The organism is Phaeobacter sp. A36a-5a, from assembly GCF_037911135.1.
Lineage (GTDB): Bacteria > Pseudomonadota > Alphaproteobacteria > Rhodobacterales > Rhodobacteraceae > Phaeobacter > Phaeobacter bryozoorum.
The window spans coordinates 345,008-362,890 of the sequence record NZ_JBBLYU010000001.1 but is presented as its reverse complement, the minus strand read 5'-3'; the positions used below and the strand labels follow the sequence as shown (position 1 = coordinate 362,890).

The window sequence follows — 17,883 nt, the reverse complement described above, 5'->3', positions numbered from 1 at the left end:
GCGGTTGCTCCTTCGGCACCAGTGTCGGCAGGCAATTCCTGCTGCAATGGTTCTCCCGCATACGCCTGTATACGGTACCAATAACGGATGTCTCGTTCAAGCTGCAATCGCGGTCTCGAACGCATTTGAACCGCCGCAATCAGGCACCGCCGACCGACCGTGCAACGGCCCTGCCGGAACCGGTCAAACATCAGTAAAGGTTAAAGTATTCAGCCTGCTCCCATTCGCTGACGGTATCGAGGTAGCGGGACCATTCGACCTCTTTCAGATGGGCGAGATAGTCGACCACATCGCCCCCCAGAGCGACGCGAAACAGGTCGGATCCGCTGAAGGCCTGCAACGCCTGTCCAAGCGAGCGCGGCAGCTTTTGCGCGTCGTCGGAATAGGGCGATGCCGTGGGCGGCGGCGCGCGTCGCCCGGAGGCAAGTCCCTCGCTGCCCGCGATGATCTGCGCGGCCAGCGCGAAATAAGGATTGGCACTGCTGTCGGGCGCGCGATTCTCGATCCGGCTGGAGAGGTCGCCGGGGCGCATCAGGCCGCGCAGCATGGCGCCGCGATTGTCCTCTCCCCATTGTATCCGATTGGGCGCCAGCTGGTATGGCAGATACCTTTTGTAGCTATTGACCGTAGGGGCAACCAGCAGCGAGGCCGCCTCGGCATGGGCGAGCAGCCCGGCGATCCAGCCACTGGCCTCTTCCGTCAGCTCGCCCTCAACCTCGGGCATGAACAGATTGCGCCCGGTGCTGGGATCTATCAGCGACTGATGGATGTGCCAGCCATTGGCCATCGCGTGATCCTGCCGCGGCTTGGCCATGAAACTGGCGTGTAATCCCTGAGCGGCACAGACTTCCTTGACCATGGTGCGGAACATCACCATCGCGTCCGCCTGCGTCATCGGATCGGCCGGATCGAAGGTGAACTCGAACTGGCTCGGACCCATCTCGATCTCGACAGTGCGCACCGGCAGGCCAAGCGCCTGCGCATTGCGTCGTAACCTGTCCAGAATCGCCTCGGCCTCGCCGTAGCGGGTTTCGGTGAGATACTGGTAGCCCTGAATGAGGTTCCGGGTCTCGATCGGAGCCCCGGGCATCCCCTGCTGCGCATGGCCCAGCGCCGGGTCCACACGTTCGAAGATCTGGAATTCGACCTCCAGCCCGACCACGGTCTTCAGCCCCTGTTCTGCCAATGTCTCCACCGCCCGTTCCAGCACATAGGCCGATCCGAAGGGGACGACGTCGCCATCGTGGAACGCGACATGACAGAAGATCCAGGCCGAATGTGGGGACCATGGCAGCACGCGAAAGGTCTCCGGGCGCGGCACCAGCAGCACATCGCTGGCGCCCTGCATCGGCGTCACAACCTCCTCGGGGTTTTCGCTCCACACCGGGAAGGCGGTGCGATGGGCGGTATCCTTCAGCAACAGTGTCGACGGCACCGCGATTCCCTGCTCAAACAGCGACCTCAGGCCGGCGGCGACCAGCGTCTTGCCCCGCAGAATGCCGTGTTGATCGGCAAAGAGGACGCGCACGGTTTCCACGCGCGCGGCTTCGCATTGCGCCAGCACCGCCTCGGCCGCGTGACAGGCCTGCTCTGTCAGCAACCCCTTGCGCGCAAGCGCCCCCTTGATGAGTGACGTCGTCATCTTGTGATCTGACCTTCTTCTGTCCACGCCTTCGATATGTGCTCCGCCGCTCATGACGTTGCGTCGGTCTTCCCCATATCACACCCTTTGCAATGTTTTTGTTATGCAACTGGATAATTTAAGCTTGAACTAAAAAACTAGTTCAGGTCCAGTCTCTTATCAGAGGCGAGGCACATAAAGCTGCGAATTGAACGCAGGGCACAGCGCAGGGCCGAAGACTGGAACTGACAGACAACCCAGGGTGACGGAGGCAGGGGCACCGACAGAACACCGATGATGTCTCAGACCGATGCGGACACGGGCCGTACCTTGTTCGATCTGCGGTCGGTGCTACCGGGATACGATCCATTTGATCCCCTCCCCCGGTGCAAGCAGGCGCGCTGACATGTATTTTTTGGATGAGAAGATGAGTGAACAAGACCGTAATATTTCCTCAAGCTTTGCCAAGGGGCTGGCTGTTCTGGCGGCGTTTGACGCGGCTACTCCGACGCTGACGCTGGCAGATATCGCACGGCGCACCGGTCAGGATCGCGCCACGGCGCGACGCGGGGCGCTGACGCTTGTACAGGCCGGGTATCTGCGCCAGCAGGGCCGGGTCCTGTCGCTGACGCCGCAGGTGCTGGCGCTGTCCGGCGGGTTTCTTCAGGCCAATCAGTTTGGCCGCAAGGTGCAGCCGGTGCTGAACCGCCATGCCCGCAGCCTTGGCGCTGAGATTACGCTTGCGACGCTGGATCAGGGGCGGGTGTTGCTGCTGGCGCAATCCACGGTCGAACATGCACCGGTCACCTATGGGTTTACCGCCGGCGCTCATATCCCGCTGGTCCATACCAGCCTGGGGCGGATGCTGATGGGCTGCCTGTCGGACGACGCGGCTGCCGAAACGTTGGCGACGGCGGATATCCCCCGCCACACCGAGCAATCCCTGACCGAGGTGGATCAAATCCTCGACCGGGTGCGCACCGCGCGGCAGCGGGGCTATGCGGTGACCGACAGTGAGTTCGAAACCGGGATCATCGGTTACGCCGTGCCGGTCTCGCGCCCCGATCAACGGCCTATCGTGGTTGGCAGTTCGTCCCCGCGGGGGATGAACCCGGCACAGGACACCGAAATCTCGCTGCGCGCGTTGCAGCTCTGCGCGGCGGAGCTGCGCCAGAGCCAGGCGCTGGCAGATCTGTAACGCTGCCCGCATCCGATATTCAAAATTTCGCGAAGGATGTTATCCGCAGCGCCCCTCTTGGACCCCCATCGGCAAGCCCGCATAAATACGGCACCCATCACGAAAGGATCGCCGATGACCGCGCCGCGTTATTTCACCCCCAAGGGAGGCCACCCCGGTCAGGAGCAGCTGCTGACCGACCGCGCCATGTTCACCGATGCCTATGCCGTCATCCCCAAGGGCACAATGCGCGATATCACCACCTCATATCTGCCGGGCTGGCAGGGGATGCGGATGTGGGTCATCGCCCGCCCCATGAGTGGCTTTGCCGAGACGTTCTCGCAATATATCGTTGAGCTGCAACCGGGTGGCGGCTCCGACAGCCCCGAACATGACAGCGCCGCGCAATCCGTGCTGTTCGTGACGGAGGGCAAGCTGGATCTGACCGTCGATGGCGCCGCGCATCACCTGGAACCGGGCGGCTATGCCTATATCCCGGCCGGGGCGGCCTGGACCCTGCACAACAGCAGCGACAGCACCGCTGGGTTTCACTGGATCCGCAAACGCTGGGAACCGGCGCCGGGCGTCGAGAAACCCGCAGTTCTGGTCACCAACGAGCGCGACATCGCCCCCAGCGTCATGCCCGACACCGAGGGTCGCTGGGCCACCACCCGTTTTGTCGATCCGGCAGATTTGTCGCATGACATGCATGTCACTATCGTGACCTTTGAACCGGGCGGCGTCATCCCTTTCCCCGAGACCCATGTGATGGAACACGGGCTCTATGTTCTGGAGGGCAAGGCCGTCTACCGCCTTAACCAGGATTGGGTCGAAGTTGAGGCCGGTGATTTCATGTGGCTGCGCGCCTTCTGCCCGCAGGCCTGCTATGCCGGGGGACCGGGACGCTTCCGTTACCTGCTATACAAGGACGTCAACCGGCACATGCCACTAAGCCCACCGCGCTAACCAAGGCGGCGCATCGCCATTGCCAGAACGCACAGCTGCGCTAAGGTAAGTGACATGTTGCAAGACAGTCTCGCGGGTCGATCTCGCCCCGCGAGGTCAGCCATGGAGCCTGCGCCAATGTCGATCATATCTATCGTGTTCACAGGTCTTGCGCTGGGGCTGATGAGCCTGCTGGCGGTGCCGAGCACCCGTGCGGGTCGCCCGGCAACCATCGCCGCCGCTGCCGCCGCCCCGCGCAGGGCCGCTGGCCGCAAGATGACTGGCATCGCCTTTGCCGCGGTGACGGGACCGTTGCTGCTCACCCTGCCGGGTCCGGCTGATGCTGGCACCGAATCGGAGGCACAGGTGACCGTGGTCAATGTGCTGGGGCGCAGCTGGCATGTGGCCCCGGAGGTGACAGACACAGGTCGCAACACCGGCAGCGCGACGGGACGCTACATGGCGCAGCGCCAGAACGCGGAGCTACAGCCGTTTCGCCCGCCTGCGGTTCTGACAGCGCGGCAGGCCGTGCGCGCCTTTCACGCTGCAACCGGGTGCCGGGTCCGGGTCGAGACGATGGTGCGCTCCATCAATGGGACGTATTTCGCACGGTTGGCCTGCCCCTAGGCGCACTCCGCCGTGGTTCGCGTGGCCCCGCCCCGCGGCACAGGCGTCGATTTGAAACACCGCGCGGGAAAATGTGACCGAAACCGGAGCAGGATTGCCGCTCTAGCGGATTGAGCCGCGCGCCGCGCCCTGTCATAGCTTGGCCATGAAACTTGCAATCAACGGATTCGGCCGCATCGGCCGCGCTATTCTGCGCCAGATCCTGACGACGCCGCGCGGTGCCGGGATTGAGCTGGTCTGCATCAACGATATCGCACCCTTGGACATGTGCGCCTATCTGTTTCAATACGATAGCACCTTTGGCCCCTATCCCGACGCGGTTGCGATCGAGGGCAACAACCTGCGGATTGCCGACCGGGTGATCCGGTTCCACCAGACAGCCGACCTCAGCACGCTGGATCTCACAGGCGTCGATGTGGTGCTGGAATGCACCGGCATCGCGCGAACATCGGATGTGGCGGGACGGGGGCTGACGGCCGGGGCGCGCAAGGTGCTGATCTCCGGCCCCTCGCCCGCCGCCGAACGCACGATTGTGCTGGGCGCAAACGAGGCCGATCTGGGCGATGGCGCGATCATCTCCAATGCCTCCTGCACCACCAACGGGCTGGCCCCGCTGGTCAAGCTGCTGGACATGCTGCTGGGCATCGACAGCGCCCATATGACCACGATCCACTGCTACACCAATTCGCAGCCGATGGTGGATGCACCGCGCGGCGATTTTGCCCGCTCCCGTGCCGGGGCGCTGTCGATGGTGCCGACCACGACCTCTGCCACCCATCTGATCGACGAGGTACTGCCGCATCTGGCTGGTCGCATCAGTGGTGCTGCGGTGCGAGTGCCAACCGCCAGCGTGTCTGCGGTGGATCTGGTGGTCAGGACCAGCCACCCGATGGCGGCAGACTTCGCCGATACCACCCTGCGCACTGCGATCGAGGCTTCGCAGGTTCTGGGATGGACCGAGCAGCCGCTGGTCTCATCCGATCTACGTGCCCGAGCTGAATCGCTGGTCCTTGCCGGGCCGGAAACCCGTCGGATCGGCGATCACCAGCTGCGGGTGTTTGGCTGGTATGACAATGAATGGGGATTTTCCGCGCGAATGCTGGATATGGCCGCGCTGATGGCAGGGCAGAGCTGAAAAGAGGCGACTGTCTGCGACCATGAACAAAGGGGCCGCGCATATCTGCTGCGGCCCCTGTTCGTTGCACACTCAAGAGCTGCGGTTACTCGCCCGGCAGGCTACCGCGCCCCTGTCCTGACAGGCCGCCAGAGACCTCTTCCGTGGCCTCGCTGGCAAGCTCCTGCGGCAGCACCAGATTGAGCACAACCGCAATGAGCGCCGCCGGCAGCAAGCCCGAGGTCATCAGGACCCGCAGCGTATCCGGCAGGTGCTGCACCGCACCCGGTTCCAGCTGCAGCCCCAATCCGATGGAGAGGGAAATGGCAAAGATCACCATATTGCGGCGGTTCCAGTCGACATCCGACAGCATCGAAATACCAGCAGCCACCACCATGCCGAACATGACGATAACACCGCCGCCCAGCACCTCAATCGGAATGGTGCGGATGATCGCGCCAACCTTCGGGACCAGCCCGCAGAGGATCAGGAACAGCGCGCCGATCGTGACCACATGACGGCTCATGACGCCGGTCATGGCGATCAGGCCCACGTTCTGGCTGAAGGAGGTATTGGGCAACCCGCCAAACACGCCCGCCAGCGCCGAGCCGAAACCGTCCGCATAGGTGGCGCCGGAAATCTCCTTGTCGGTGGCTTCCCGGCCTGCACCGCCACGGGCGATACCGCTGACATCGCCCACGGTTTCAACCGCCGATACCAGCCCCATCAGGCAAAAACCGACAATCGCGGCAAAGGAAAACTCGATCCCGTATTTGAACGGCATCGGCAGCGCAAAGGCGCTGGCGCGCGACCAGCTGGTGCCAATGGCCTCGACCGTGACCATGCCCATCATCATCGCATAGAGATAGCCGACAATCAGCCCGAGCAGCACCGCCGAGATCGACAGCATCCCTCGGGCAAAGAACTTCAGACCCAGGGTGACGATGATCACCACCAGCGCTGCCGACCAGTTCAGCAGCGAGCCATATTCCGGTGTCCCGATCGCTGGCACGCCTCCGGCGGCATATTGAATGCCGACCTTGACCAGCGCCAGACCGATCATGGTGACCACCAGCCCGGTGACCAGCGGCGGCAGGGCAAAGCGGATACGCCCGATCACCAGCCCCAATGCGGCATGAAACAGCCCGCCGATCAGCACCCCGCCGAATAGCGCCGCCAGCGCATCAACCCCCTTGCCCGCGACCAGCGGGATCATGATCGGCAAGAAGGCAAAACTGGTGCCCTGCACAATCGGCAGCGCCGCACCAATCGGCCCGATGGTCAGTGTCTGCAGCAGCGTCGCCGCCCCGGCAAACAGCATCGACATCTGGATCAGATAGAGCAGTTCGGGAAAATCGGGGGAATTAGAGCCAAAGCCAAATCCCGCCGCCCCGGCCACGATGATCGCCGGGGTGACATTTGAGACAAACATGGCCAGCACATGCTGGATGCCCAGTGGCACAGCCTTTGCCAGCGGTGGAGTGTAATTGGGATCGCGCAGCTGCGCCGGCGTTCCGATTGAGCCATCGGCCATGGATCTGGTCCTCTCTGTTGTTGCTTATTCTGTTGGTCTTGGTCGGTGTTGTGATGACACTCTCATTTGGCGGAGTGCCTGTTGCGAAAGAAAAAGGCGCAAGACCCGCTGGGTCGCTGCGCCTTTGATTGTCAGATCAGGGTCGGATCACCTGATAGGGGCTTTCAAACCAGTGTTCTTCCAGATTGGCGCCCTCTCCGATCCGATCCACCACGGCAAACAGGCCCGGCGCCGTCAGGGGCGTCAGCACCCCGTGCCAAGTGCCCCGGTGGAAGTTGATCGCCTGTCCGGGTTGCGTTTCAAAGGCAAGCGGCAGTCCCGGCACACCACCGCGATCCGGGGCGACGATCACCAGAAATCCGGTTTCACTCATCGGGATGAAGGCCTGACTGCCGTCCGGGTGGCGCTCGACCATCCGCAGGGGCATCGGCAGTTCACGCGGCTCGGCGTTGAACAGGCTGAGACCCGCACGACCGGCGCTGAACTCCATGGTGGCCCGATCGTGATACCGTCCGCAGAGCCCCTGGTTGATGATCTTGTCCGGCGCTCCGGTGCAGTCGATCAGATCGCCAAAGGGGGCAAAGCCCTCGGCTGTGATCGGCTGGATCTCAAGCATCTTCATCGCGGTCTCCGGCATAGCTGGCAGTCCCTCACGGCAGCACATCCCGCAGGCGGAACTCGGCGATACGTTCGACCTGCCGACAGGCTTCGGCAAATTCGCTGTCGCGATCATTGGCGATACGCCGTTCAAATGCTGCAAGAATCGACGTCTTATCGTGGTCGCGCACCGCAATGATGAAGGGAAAGCCGTGTTTTTCCACATAGGCGCTGTTCAATTGCGTAAACCGTGTGCGTTCCGCATCAGTCAGCGCATCCAGCCCGGCGGAGGCCTGCTCGCTGGTGCTCTCCGCCGTGAGACGTTTGGCGGCGGCCAGCTTGCCTGCCAGATCCGGGTGCGCTGTCAGCACGCCCAACCGCTCCGCCTCGCTGGCAGAGCGGAACATCCGGCACAGCGCATTATGCAGCCCCGCCGCGCGGTCATGGGCTGGTCCCAGTTCCAGATCATGCGCCTGTTCGGCAATCCAGGGGGAGTGTTCAAAGATCCCGCCATAGGCCTCGACAAATCGCGCGCGGCTCATCTGGCTGGGGCGTTCACGGCGCTGATGTGGATGGGTTTTCGCCCAATGATCGGCGATATCAATGCGGCGCGGGCACCAGACCCCGTCGAACCCCCGGATATAGTCGATAAACCGTTTCAGCCCCGCCGCCTTGCCCGGGCGGCCGATCAGGCGGCAATGCAGCCCGATCGACATCATTTTCGGCGCACCTTCTTCACCCTCGGCATAGAGCAGGTCAAAGGCGTCCTTGAGATACTGATAAAACTGTTCGCCAGTGATGTAGCCAGGTGCGGTGGCAAAGCGCATGTCGTTGGCTTCCAGCGTATAGGGGATGATCAGCTGATCGCGTTCGCCGACCTCCAGCCAATAGGGCAGATCATCGTCGTAGGTGTCCGAGATATAGTCAAAACCGCCCTCCTCCGCCACCAGACGCACGGTGTTTTCACTGCACCGGCCAGTGTACCAGCCACGCGGACGCTCTCCGACCACCTCGGTATGCAGGCGGATCGCCTCGGCAATGGCGGCGCGTTCGTCGGCCTCTGCCATATCCTTGTGTTCGACCCATTTCAGCCCGTGTGACGCGATCTCCCACTGCGCAGCCTTCATCGCCGCGACCTGTTCGGGAGAGCGCGCCAATGCGCTGGCGACACCATAGATGGTGACCGGGATATCCGCAGCGGTGAACATGCGATGCAGCCGCCAGAACCCGGCGCGGGCGCCGTAGTCGTAGATCGATTCCATGTTCCAGTGCCGCTGTCCTGGCCAGGGCGCCGCCCCGGCGATGTCAGACAGAAACGCCTCCGATCCCGCATCACCATGCAGGATATTGTTCTCCCCGCCCTCTTCATAGTTCAACACGAACTGCACCGCGACCTTGGCATTGCCGGGCCAGGCTGCATCGGGCGGCGTCGCGCCATATCCGATCATGTTGCGAGGGTATCTGTTCATTGCCGGGGGCCTCTTTTCAAACAACTCCAGGTCATTACTATGGCAGAAGATCACGGCTATCTTTCAAATTTTCCCGAATACACTATCAGATTGCACAGGTTTGCAGGCCCCGCCGCCATCAGGCAGAGGTAGCCCCATAGCAGGAGGACTTAAGAATGAGCACAAGGACAGAGCCCGGGTATCTCACCACACATGTGCTGGACACCGCGCGCGGCTGCCCCGCCGCCGGACTGCCGATCCGGCTGTACCGGCTGGATGCAGGCGGGCGCACCGAGATCGCGCAGATGCTGACAAATGCCGATGGGCGGACCGACAGTCCGATCCTGCCGAAGAAGGATTTTGTGACCGGTCTCTACGAGCTGGTGTTCGAGGCCGGGGAATACCTGCGCACCAATGGCCAGGCCTCCGGCGAGATGCTGTTTCTGGACGAAATTCCGATCCGCTTTGGCATCACCGATGAGAGCGCGCATTACCACGTGCCCCTGCTGCTGTCGCCTTTCGGCTATTCCACCTATCGCGGCAGCTGAGCGCTGCCGCGCCCTGGCGCGGCCATGCCCAACGGACACGGCGCTCCGACAGGAGCGCCGGGGCGGGCGGGAGCTGCTGCGGGTCGCTCAGGTCTGGGGCGTTCCTGCCTGCGCGGGGTCGGCAGCACGCCCCGGTTGCGCGCCATCGACACGCAGCCCATCGACACGCAGCACTGAGGCCAGCCGCGCGGTCATATATTCCATGAACAATCTGGTCTTCGGATCCTGATGGCGGCGATGGGTATAAAGACAGGCCAGCTGGACGGGCACCGGTGGCGTGGCCTCGGCGACCGGCACCAGACGTCCTGCCGCCAGATGCTCGGCAACCTCGAAGAGGGGTTTCAGGATCACGCCCTCCCCTGCCAGCGCCCAATCGGTCAGCACATCGCCATCATCGCATTCGTAGCGCCCGCTCACCGCAAAACGGCGCGGGCCATCGCCGGTCTGCAACAGCCACTGAAACTCGCTGGCGCCGGGGTAGCGCAGGTTCAGACAATTATGCCCATCCCGCAGCAGCGCGTCACCATCTGCGGGCAACCCGCGCCGCGCGACATAGGCGGGCGCGGCGCAGAGCACCCGCTGGCAATCCGCAATCTTGCGAATGCGCAGGTTGCTGTCCTCTGGCTGGCCCAGGAAGAATGCCAGATCCAGCCCCTCGCTGGTCAGATCCACCGCACGGTCCGACAGCCGCAGACGCAGGTTGATCTCCGGGTAGGTGGCCAGGAATTCCGGCGTCTGCGGCGCCAGCAGCCGCCGCCCCAGCCCCAGAGGTGCCGCCACAAACAGGGTGCCGCGCGGGGTATCGGTCAGATGCATCACCCTGGCCTCCGCCAGATCCACCGCATCCAGCACCGCAACCGCCCCGTCATAGAAGGCTCGCCCCTGCTCGGTTGCGGTGAGATTGCGGGTGGTGCGCTGGAACAGCCGCACGCCGAGGTATTCCTCCAGCTGCGAGATCCGCGCCGAGGTGACTGCAGGCGACACCCTGAGGTCGCGCCCTGCGGCCGACATCGAGCCCAGTTCATAGACCCGAACGAAGGTGCGGATATTGTCGAGGTAAGACATGACAGAGGCCTGCGATTGTTCCAGATTTTTTGATACAGTTTGGCAGTATATGGGAATACCGAAGAAACCCCGCTTTGCCTAGTGTGGCAGGGCTGCGCTAGGCCAGATTGCGCCCCGCCCGGCCCGAACCACCGGGCGGCATCGGCGCCCGCAGGACGCGCAGCGACTGACTGTTAACCCAGCCCCGGCCGCAGCAATGCGCATTGGGCGACAAAGGACCGGATCTGAATGTTTGAGCTGTTGATGATGTGGGATTGGCTGGGCTTTGCCATCCGCTGGCTGCATGTGATCACCGCCATCGCCTGGATCGGCTCCTCCTTCTATTTCATCGCGCTGGATCTGGGGCTGCGCAAGGCACCGGATCTGCCGGTGGGCGCCCATGGCGAGGAATGGCAGGTCCATGGTGGCGGTTTTTATCACATCCGCAAATATCTGGTCGCCCCCGCCGAGATGCCTGACCATCTGACCTGGTTCAAATGGGAAAGCTATATGACATGGCTTTCGGGTTTTGCGCTGTTGATGGTGGTCTATTGGGTCGGTGGCGAGCTGTATCTCATCGACCAGTCGAAGGCGGATCTGGCGCTGTGGCAGGGGATCCTGATTTCAGCCGCGACGCTCTCGGTGGGCTGGCTGGTCTATGACCGTCTGTGCAAATCCGGTCTGGCTGAGCGCCCGACCCTGCTGATGGTGCTGTTGTTCGTGATGCTCGTGGCCATGGGCTGGGGTCTCAATCAGGTGTTCACCGGTCGCGCCATGATGCTGCATCTCGGTGCCTTTACCGCCACCATCATGACGGCGAATGTGTTTTTCATCATCATGCCCAACCAGCGCATCGTGGTGAAGGATCTGCAGGAAGGCCGCGCGCCGGACGCCAAATATGGCAAGATCGCCAAGCTGCGCTCGACCCATAACAACTATCTGACGCTGCCGGTGGTGTTTCTGATGCTGTCGAACCACTACCCGCTGGCATTTGCCAGCGAATACAACTGGCTGATCGCGGCGCTGGTGTTCCTGATGGGGGTGACCATCCGGCATTATTTCAACACACGCCATGCCCGTGCAGGTGATCCGACCTGGACCTGGCTGGCGACGGCGCTGTTGTTCCTGGGCGTGATCATCCTGTCGTCGCTGGGGCTTGAGCATGAGGGCGACGATGCCCCGGAGGAGGCCGCGCTGAGCGGCACCGCGCTGACCATGGCCCAGACCGAAGGCTTTGCCGAGGTGCATGAAATCGTTCTGGGCCGATGCAGCATGTGCCATGCCCGCGAACCCTTCTGGGACGGGATCCGCACCGCCCCCAAGGGTGTCTTGCTGGAGACCGAAGCGGATGTGGCCCGCCGCGCCGGTGAGATTTACCTGCAGGCGGGTGTGACCCATGCGATGCCACCTGCCAATATCACCTATATGGCGCCCGAGGATCGCGCTGCGATCCGGGCCTGGTTCCGCGCCGCGCAGATGTAGCCGGTCGTCAGCCCGTCAGCTCCAACCGGGGGCGCGCATCAGCGCCGATCTGTCGCCGATCTGTCAGAGGCTTGATCACGAATTGGCGCGGGAACCTATCACGCGACATTGACGTTACACACCGGGTTTGCCCTATGTTAGGTCTGATCCCGGTCCACATGTCTCGGTGGCGTCAGCGCCGATCCGCCCGAGACCGGGGACCGATCTTGTAGCCTGTCCGGAGCGTCCCATGTTCTATCGCCGATCCTTCCGCCGCTCCCTTTGCCATGTCACTCAACCTCGGGGTTTTGCTCAGCTGGGCCGCAAGGTCGCCCTGGCAACGGCCTTGTTCTTTGGCGGCACATTGGCGCTGTCTGCGGCGGACGCCCGGCTGGTCGCGCCGGGGTCGGACGGCGATTTGCGCGACCTCCTGCAGGATGCTTCTGCCACGCTGGCGACCAGCGCACGCGGCGAGACCGGCGTGCAGCCGCTGATGGCGGCGGCGCTCTCGGATTATCGCACGCTGGTGCAGGTGCTTTACGATCAGGGATATTTCTCACCGGTGGTGCAGATAAGCGTCGATGGGCGCGAGGCGGCCCGGATCCAGCCCCTGAACCTTCCGCGTGAGATCAAGAAGATAGACATCACCGTCAAGGCAGGTCCGAAATTCACCTTTGGCACCGCTGAGATTGCCCCCCTCCCACAGCGGCGAGCGGTTGAGATCCCCGAAGAATTTGCCACCGGTCGCACCGCCACCACCGCAGTCCTGCGCGATGCCGCAAACGCGGGTGTGGAAAACTGGCGCTATGCCGGTCACCCGCAGGCCAAGGTCGGCGCGCAGTCGATCACCGCCAACCATGTGGCCGCCAGACTGAATGCGAGTCTGCGCCTGGCGCCGGGACCGCAGCTGCGTTTTGGTCGTTTGAAACTGGCCACACCCTCGAACGTGCGGGCAGAGGCGATACAGCGGATCGCAGGCTTCCCGACAGGCGAGGTGTTTCACCCCGATCTTCTGTCGCGGTCCGCGACACGGTTGCGCCGCACCGGGGCTTTTGCCGCTGTCACCATTCGCCCTGCCGAACGCGCCAATCCCGACGGTACGCTGGATTATGTCGCCAGGATCGAGGATCAGCCGCCCCGGCGATTTACCTTTGGGGCTGAACTCAGCTCCTCTGACGGGCTGGAGGTGAGTGGTTCCTGGATGCACCGCAATCTCTTTGGCGGTGCCGAGCGCCTGCGATTTGAGGCCCGGTTGTCGGGCATTGGCAGTGCAAATGATCTGGACGGGCGCGTGGCGCTGCGGCTGGACCGGCCTGCCGCTTTTGGTCCCGATGACAGCCAGTTCTACCTGCTTGAGGCCGAGAGGCTGGACGAAGAACATTACACCGCCACCCGTGGACTGGGCGCGGTCGGTCTGCGCCGGGTCTATTCCGACCAGCTTTTTGCCGAGGCCTCCGTTGGCTTTGAGAGCGTGCTCGCCGAAGACGTCTTCGGCAAGCGACGTTTCAAATATCTGGTCGGGCAGCTGCGGGCGGAATACGACGGGCGCGACAGCAGCCTGAGCGCCACCAGCGGATATTATCTGGATGCCCGCGCCCTGCCCTTTATCGGCGTGGATGGCAGCAAATCCGGGCTTCAGCTGAAATTCGACGGGCGCGCCTATAAGGCGCTTGGCAGCAGTGACCGCATCGTGCTGGCCGGGCGGTTGCAGATGGGATCGGTGATCGGCCCGTCGCTGTCTGAGGTTTCGCCCACCCTGCTGTTTTACTCCGGCGGCGCAGGATCGGTGCGCGGTCAGGAATTCCAGTCGCTGGGCGTGCCTGCGGCGGGCGGGATCTCCGGCGGGCGCGGCTATCTGGCCCTATCGGGCGAGGTGCGCGGGCGGATCGGCGAGAAATTCACCCTTGTCGGCTTTTACGATGTCGGGCTGGTGGATGCGGAGAGTTTTGTCTCCTCGGACTCGGCCCGCCATGCCGGCGCCGGGTTCGGGCTGCGCTACGACGTGGCCGGGATCGGCGCCATCCGTCTGGATCTGGCCTATCCGGTAGACGGTGGCAGCGACGACGGCTTGCAATTCTACATCGGGATAGGACAGGCATTTTGAAACATCTTCTCGCAGCCCTCCGCCCTGCCACCCTGTTCTCGCCGCTGCTCGTGGCTGTGGCGCTGACAATGGCCCCTCTGGAAACACCCGCGCAGGAGCGCCAAGAGAGCGGTGGCCTGCTGGTTGATTTTCTCGAAGACACGCTCTCGGGCGAGAGCCGCGCGATCCGCGTTACCGGGCTGGAGGGGGCGCTGTCCTCGCAGGCTACGCTGCAAAAGCTGACCGTGGCAGATAGCGAAGGCATCTGGCTGACCATTGAGGGCGCAGAACTGGACTGGAACCGCCTAGGCCTGCTGCGCGGTGATTTCTCCATCAACACGCTAAAGGCGGATCGCATTCATATCGAACGCGCACCCGCTGCGCCGCTGGACGACCCCAACCTGCCAACCCCCGAGGCGGCGCCGTTCCAGCTGCCGGAGCTGCCGGTGTCGATCAATATCGGTGAAATCAAGGTTGGGCGGCTGACACTTGGGCAGGATCTGGTCGGGGTGGCGGCGGTGCTGACCCTTGATGGTTCGATGAGCCTTGCCAATGGCGCGCTCGATAGCGCCTTGCAGATCACCCGGTTGGACCGCGACAGTGATCAGCTCACCCTGGAGGCGGGTTTTGCCAATGACACCGGCAATATCACGGTTGATATGGTGTTGCAGGAGGAAGACGGCGGGCTTGTGTCCACCGCGCTTGGCCTGCCGGGCGGCCCCGATATCCGTCTCGCCCTGCAAGGACGCGGACCGGTTGAGGATTTCAGCGCCGAACTGGCACTGGATACCGACGGCACCCGACGCCTCGGCGGTACTGTTGTTCTGTCGCCTGCCGGCGACGCCCCGGCGGATCCCAGCGCGGGCAGCCGCCCCATTGGCTTTCGTGCGGATCTGAACGGCGATATCACCGCGCTGGTCGATCCGGTCTATCAGCCGTTCTTCGGCCCAGACATGCGCGCCCGGCTGCGCGGCCAGACCCGCGCCATGGGCGGGGTGATGATCGACGATCTGGCGCTTTCGACACAGGCGCTGGAGGTTTCCGGTTTTGTTGAAATGGCCGCCGGTGGCGAACTTGAAAGCGCCGATCTGAGCGCTGCGGTCACCCCTCCGCCGGGACAGGAAGCGGTGGTCCTGCCGGTGGCAGGCGGTTCGACCACGGTCACCGACCTTGCGCTCCATGCACGGAAACCCGCTGGCCGCGACTGGACCGTGACCGCACGGATGAAACGGCTGGCCAACCCCGCGCTGCGCATTGCCCGTGCCGAGTTGGAGATGACCGGCACCCTGGACCAGAGCAGCGGTCTGGCGCTGGATGGGCAGATCGCCGCCGCGCTGACCGGGCTGCGCCCCACCGACCCTGCATTGGCCGAGGCCCTGGGGGCGGCAATCACCTTTGACGGGCAGGTCACCACAGATGGACCCGGCGCGCTGCGTATCACCAATATGCTGCTGTTGGGCGCGGATTACGGTGCGACCGGGGCGGTCACCATCGACGGTCTGGAAAGCGGGCTGCGCATCTCCGCCGATATCGACGCCAACGCCCAGAATCTTGCGCGTTTCTCCAGCCTTGCGGGACAATCTCTGGACGGGCGGATGACGGCAAAGGCCGTCGGCTCCACCACCCCGCTGTCTGGGGCCTTTGACATTGACCTCGCAGTTCGGGGTCAGGACCTCTCGGCGGGATTGCGGCCTGTCGATGACCTGATCGGCGGCACCACCACCATTGCGCTCAAGGCCGGCCGGGACGAGGCCGGGCTCAGCATCGACAGCTTCGCGCTGGAGGCCAAAGGGCTGAGCGCACGGGCCAATGGGCAACTGGGCAGCACCAGCGGCAACCTGTCCCTCGGCGCCACGCTGAAGCAGCTGGAGAAGGTCCTGCCGCAGGCCCCCGGAGCGCTGCAATTCAGCGCGGATATCACCCGCGAGAACCAGACGTTTTCTGGCATTGCCGAGCTGCAAGGCCCGAAATCCTCCCGCGCGGAACTGACCGGCCAGATCAATATCAACGGCGATGGCGATCTGGAGTTCGACGCCGCGATCAACGCGCTTGAACGTTTTGTACCGACCCTCGCCGGATCATTGAGCGCCAAGGGCACTGCCAGCCGCCGCGCCGGGGTCTGGACCTTTGACGGCGCGGCCGAAGGACCGGCGGGGCTGTCGGCTGATCTCGATGGTACGGTCTCCGAAAACAAAGGGGACGCTGATATTACCTTTGACGCGCTGGTGGCCGAGGTACAGCGCTTCGTTCCCGGGCTGCCGGGGCGGCTGACCGCCGAAGGCACCGCCCGTCGCCGCGATGGGGTCTGGCAGATCGATAGCCGCGCGATTGGCCCGGCTGGCGTCACCAGCACCGTTGCGGGCAGCTGGGACGAGGTGCAGGGCCGTGCCGATATTGATGCCAGGGGACAGCTGCGTTTGGAGGGGCTGAACCCCTTCATGTCACCCAATCTGATCCGTGGCCCCGCCCAGTTCGATCTCTCGCTGGAAGGGGAGCCATCGCTGGCCAACCTCAGCGGGCAGATCCGTACCAGTGGGACGTCGCTGGCAATTCCGGCTGCCGCCCAGCGGATAGATGACATCACAGCCACCGTCTCTATAGCGCGGTCCAGAGCCGATCTTCAGCTGACGGCGCAGCCCCGCGATGGCGGCCAGCTGCGGGTCAGCGGACCCATCGGGCTGATCGCGCCCTTTGATGCGCAGTTGCAGATCGCGCTCACCAATGTCGGTCTCAGCGATCAGCTGTCCTATGACACGCAACTCTCTGGTGCGCTGTCTCTGACCGGGGGGCTGATCGGAACCAAAAGCCTGTCAGGGCGGATTGATGTGGGCGAGACCAATATCAACCTTGCGACCGCAGGCGGCTCCGTTACCGCAGCGCCGATCCCGGATATCCGCCATCAGGGTGAGCCTGCCGAGGTGCGCCGCACGCGCGCCCGTGCCGGGCTGATCAACACCGGCGGCGGCGGTGGCGGGGCTGGCCGAACCCTGCTTGACGTGCTGATCAGCGCGCCCAATCGCATCAACGCCCGTGGGCGTGGCGTTCGTGCCGAGCTGGGCGGCCAGATCCAGCTGCGCGGCAGCACCGCGAACCTGGCGCCATCAGGCCAGATCAGCCTGATCCGTGGCACCTTTGATATTCTTGGACGACGGCTGGCGCTTGATGAGGGGCAGATCACCTTGCAAGGCGACTTGCGCCCCTATCTGCTCTTGCGCTCCTCGGCAGCGACCTCCGAAGGCACCGCGACGCTCGAACTCTCCGGGCTGATCGACAGCCCCTCGATCAAGGTGACCTCCGAGCCGGAACGCCCGAGCGAGGAGGCATTGGCGCTATTGCTGTTTGGCGACAATATTCAGGACCTCTCCCCGCTGGCGCTGGCACGGCTGGCGAGCTCCGTCGCCACGCTCAGCGGGCGCGGCGGCAGCAATCGGGCCGAGAGCAAACTGCGCGATGAAACCGGCGCCAGCAATGTTGAGCTGGGTCTCGACAATATCGGCGCGGGCCTTCTGGATATCGGCGGCTATGTGTCGGAGAACGTCTATACCGATTTCAATGTCAACACCCGCGGCGACAGTGAGCTGAGCATCAATCTGGATGTGAGCAAGAGCCTCACCGTCACCGGCAAGGTGGATGGCGAAGGCGAGACCGGGATCGGCCTCTTCTTCAAACGCGACTATTGATCTG

At 63.6% G+C, this 17,883-nt stretch carries 13 protein-coding genes; 8 read left to right on the top strand and 5 right to left on the bottom strand.

Annotated elements, in window-relative coordinates:
* Positions 1–190: 190 nt before the first annotated feature.
* Positions 191–1,642 (bottom strand): glutamine synthetase family protein, encoded by a 1,452-nt coding sequence (locus WLQ66_RS01645; RefSeq protein ID WP_340544560.1) that lies wholly within the window; start codon positions 1,640–1,642, stop codon positions 191–193.
* Positions 1,643–2,048: 406 nt separating this feature from the next.
* On the opposite strand from WLQ66_RS01645, the gene WLQ66_RS01640 reads away from it, so the two are divergent.
* The 4 genes from WLQ66_RS01640 to WLQ66_RS01625 all read left to right on the top strand — a co-directional run bounded on the left by WLQ66_RS01640 (position 2,049) and on the right by WLQ66_RS01625 (position 5,505).
* A complete protein-coding gene (locus WLQ66_RS01640; RefSeq protein WP_340544559.1) occupies positions 2,049–2,819 on the top strand; it encodes an IclR family transcriptional regulator in 771 nt (256 codons plus the stop codon).
* A 114-nt stretch (positions 2,820–2,933) separates the two neighbouring features.
* Positions 2,934–3,764: a bifunctional allantoicase/(S)-ureidoglycine aminohydrolase gene (locus WLQ66_RS01635; protein WP_340544558.1), complete on the top strand. Its 831-nt coding sequence runs from the start codon at positions 2,934–2,936 to the stop codon at positions 3,762–3,764.
* A gap of 117 nt (positions 3,765–3,881) precedes the next feature.
* Entirely contained in the window at positions 3,882–4,370 is a 489-nt protein-coding gene (locus tag WLQ66_RS01630; RefSeq protein ID WP_340544557.1) for a hypothetical protein, read from the top strand.
* Positions 4,371–4,515: 145 nt separating this feature from the next.
* Complete coding sequence (locus WLQ66_RS01625) at positions 4,516–5,505, top strand: type I glyceraldehyde-3-phosphate dehydrogenase (RefSeq protein WP_340544555.1); 990 nt, start codon at positions 4,516–4,518, stop codon at positions 5,503–5,505.
* Between the two features lie 85 nt (positions 5,506–5,590).
* Here the strand turns inward: WLQ66_RS01625 and WLQ66_RS01620 are convergent, their stop codons facing one another.
* The 3 genes from WLQ66_RS01620 to puuE form a co-directional block, all read right to left on the bottom strand.
* On the bottom strand, positions 5,591–7,018 hold the full coding sequence (locus tag WLQ66_RS01620) for a uracil-xanthine permease family protein (RefSeq protein ID WP_340544553.1): 1,428 nt from the start codon (positions 7,016–7,018) through the stop codon (positions 5,591–5,593).
* Between the two features lie 136 nt (positions 7,019–7,154).
* Positions 7,155–7,640 carry an ureidoglycolate lyase gene (locus tag WLQ66_RS01615; protein WP_340546280.1) on the bottom strand — a complete coding sequence of 162 codons (486 nt, stop codon included), beginning with the start codon at positions 7,638–7,640 and terminating at the stop codon, positions 7,155–7,157.
* 28 nt (positions 7,641–7,668) lie between these two features.
* Positions 7,669–9,084 (bottom strand): allantoinase PuuE, encoded by a 1,416-nt coding sequence (gene puuE, locus WLQ66_RS01610; protein ID WP_340544552.1) that lies wholly within the window; start codon positions 9,082–9,084, stop codon positions 7,669–7,671.
* Positions 9,085–9,239: 155 nt separating this feature from the next.
* On the opposite strand from puuE, the gene uraH reads away from it, so the two are divergent.
* Entirely contained in the window at positions 9,240–9,611 is a 372-nt protein-coding gene (uraH, locus tag WLQ66_RS01605; RefSeq protein ID WP_340544551.1) for a hydroxyisourate hydrolase, read from the top strand.
* Between the two features lie 87 nt (positions 9,612–9,698).
* Here the strand turns inward: uraH and WLQ66_RS01600 are convergent, their stop codons facing one another.
* A complete protein-coding gene (locus WLQ66_RS01600) occupies positions 9,699–10,676 on the bottom strand; it encodes a LysR family transcriptional regulator (protein ID WP_340544550.1) in 978 nt (325 codons plus the stop codon).
* 228 nt (positions 10,677–10,904) lie between these two features.
* Here WLQ66_RS01600 and WLQ66_RS01595 point away from each other — a divergent pair, with 228 nt between their 5' ends.
* The 3 genes from WLQ66_RS01595 to WLQ66_RS01585 all read left to right on the top strand — a co-directional run bounded on the left by WLQ66_RS01595 (position 10,905) and on the right by WLQ66_RS01585 (position 17,879).
* Positions 10,905–12,137 (top strand): urate hydroxylase PuuD, encoded by a 1,233-nt coding sequence (locus WLQ66_RS01595; RefSeq protein WP_340544549.1) that lies wholly within the window; start codon positions 10,905–10,907, stop codon positions 12,135–12,137.
* 229 nt (positions 12,138–12,366) lie between these two features.
* Positions 12,367–14,220, top strand: a complete 1,854-nt coding sequence (locus WLQ66_RS01590) for an autotransporter assembly complex protein TamA (protein WP_340544548.1) — start codon at positions 12,367–12,369, stop codon at positions 14,218–14,220.
* Positions 14,217–17,879, top strand: a complete 3,663-nt coding sequence (locus WLQ66_RS01585; RefSeq protein ID WP_340544546.1) for a translocation/assembly module TamB domain-containing protein — start codon at positions 14,217–14,219, stop codon at positions 17,877–17,879. Before WLQ66_RS01590 ends, WLQ66_RS01585 begins: the two co-directional genes overlap by 4 nt.
* The last annotated feature ends 4 nt before the right edge of the window (positions 17,880–17,883 follow it).

Excerpts from the sequence above, each read along its gene's own strand:
- WLQ66_RS01620 (WP_340544553.1), bottom strand. The coding sequence starts at position 7,018 with ATGGCCGATGGCTCAATCGGAACGCCGGCGCAGCTGCGCGATCCCAAT.
- WLQ66_RS01615 (WP_340546280.1), bottom strand. The coding sequence starts at position 7,640 with ATGAAGATGCTTGAGATCCAGCCGATCACAGCCGAGGGCTTTGCCCCC.
- uraH (WP_340544551.1), top strand. The coding sequence starts at position 9,240 with ATGAGCACAAGGACAGAGCCCGGGTATCTCACCACACATGTGCTGGAC.
- WLQ66_RS01645 (WP_340544560.1), bottom strand. The coding sequence starts at position 1,642 with ATGACGACGTCACTCATCAAGGGGGCGCTTGCGCGCAAGGGGTTGCTG.
- WLQ66_RS01595 (WP_340544549.1), top strand. The coding sequence starts at position 10,905 with ATGTTTGAGCTGTTGATGATGTGGGATTGGCTGGGCTTTGCCATCCGC.
- WLQ66_RS01600 (WP_340544550.1), bottom strand. The coding sequence starts at position 10,676 with ATGTCTTACCTCGACAATATCCGCACCTTCGTTCGGGTCTATGAACTG.
- WLQ66_RS01640 (WP_340544559.1), top strand. The coding sequence starts at position 2,049 with ATGAGTGAACAAGACCGTAATATTTCCTCAAGCTTTGCCAAGGGGCTG.
- puuE (WP_340544552.1), bottom strand. The coding sequence starts at position 9,084 with ATGAACAGATACCCTCGCAACATGATCGGATATGGCGCGACGCCGCCC.
- WLQ66_RS01590 (WP_340544548.1), top strand. The coding sequence starts at position 12,367 with ATGTTCTATCGCCGATCCTTCCGCCGCTCCCTTTGCCATGTCACTCAA.
- WLQ66_RS01625 (WP_340544555.1), top strand. The coding sequence starts at position 4,516 with ATGAAACTTGCAATCAACGGATTCGGCCGCATCGGCCGCGCTATTCTG.
- WLQ66_RS01630 (WP_340544557.1), top strand. The coding sequence starts at position 3,882 with ATGTCGATCATATCTATCGTGTTCACAGGTCTTGCGCTGGGGCTGATG.
- WLQ66_RS01635 (WP_340544558.1), top strand. The coding sequence starts at position 2,934 with ATGACCGCGCCGCGTTATTTCACCCCCAAGGGAGGCCACCCCGGTCAG.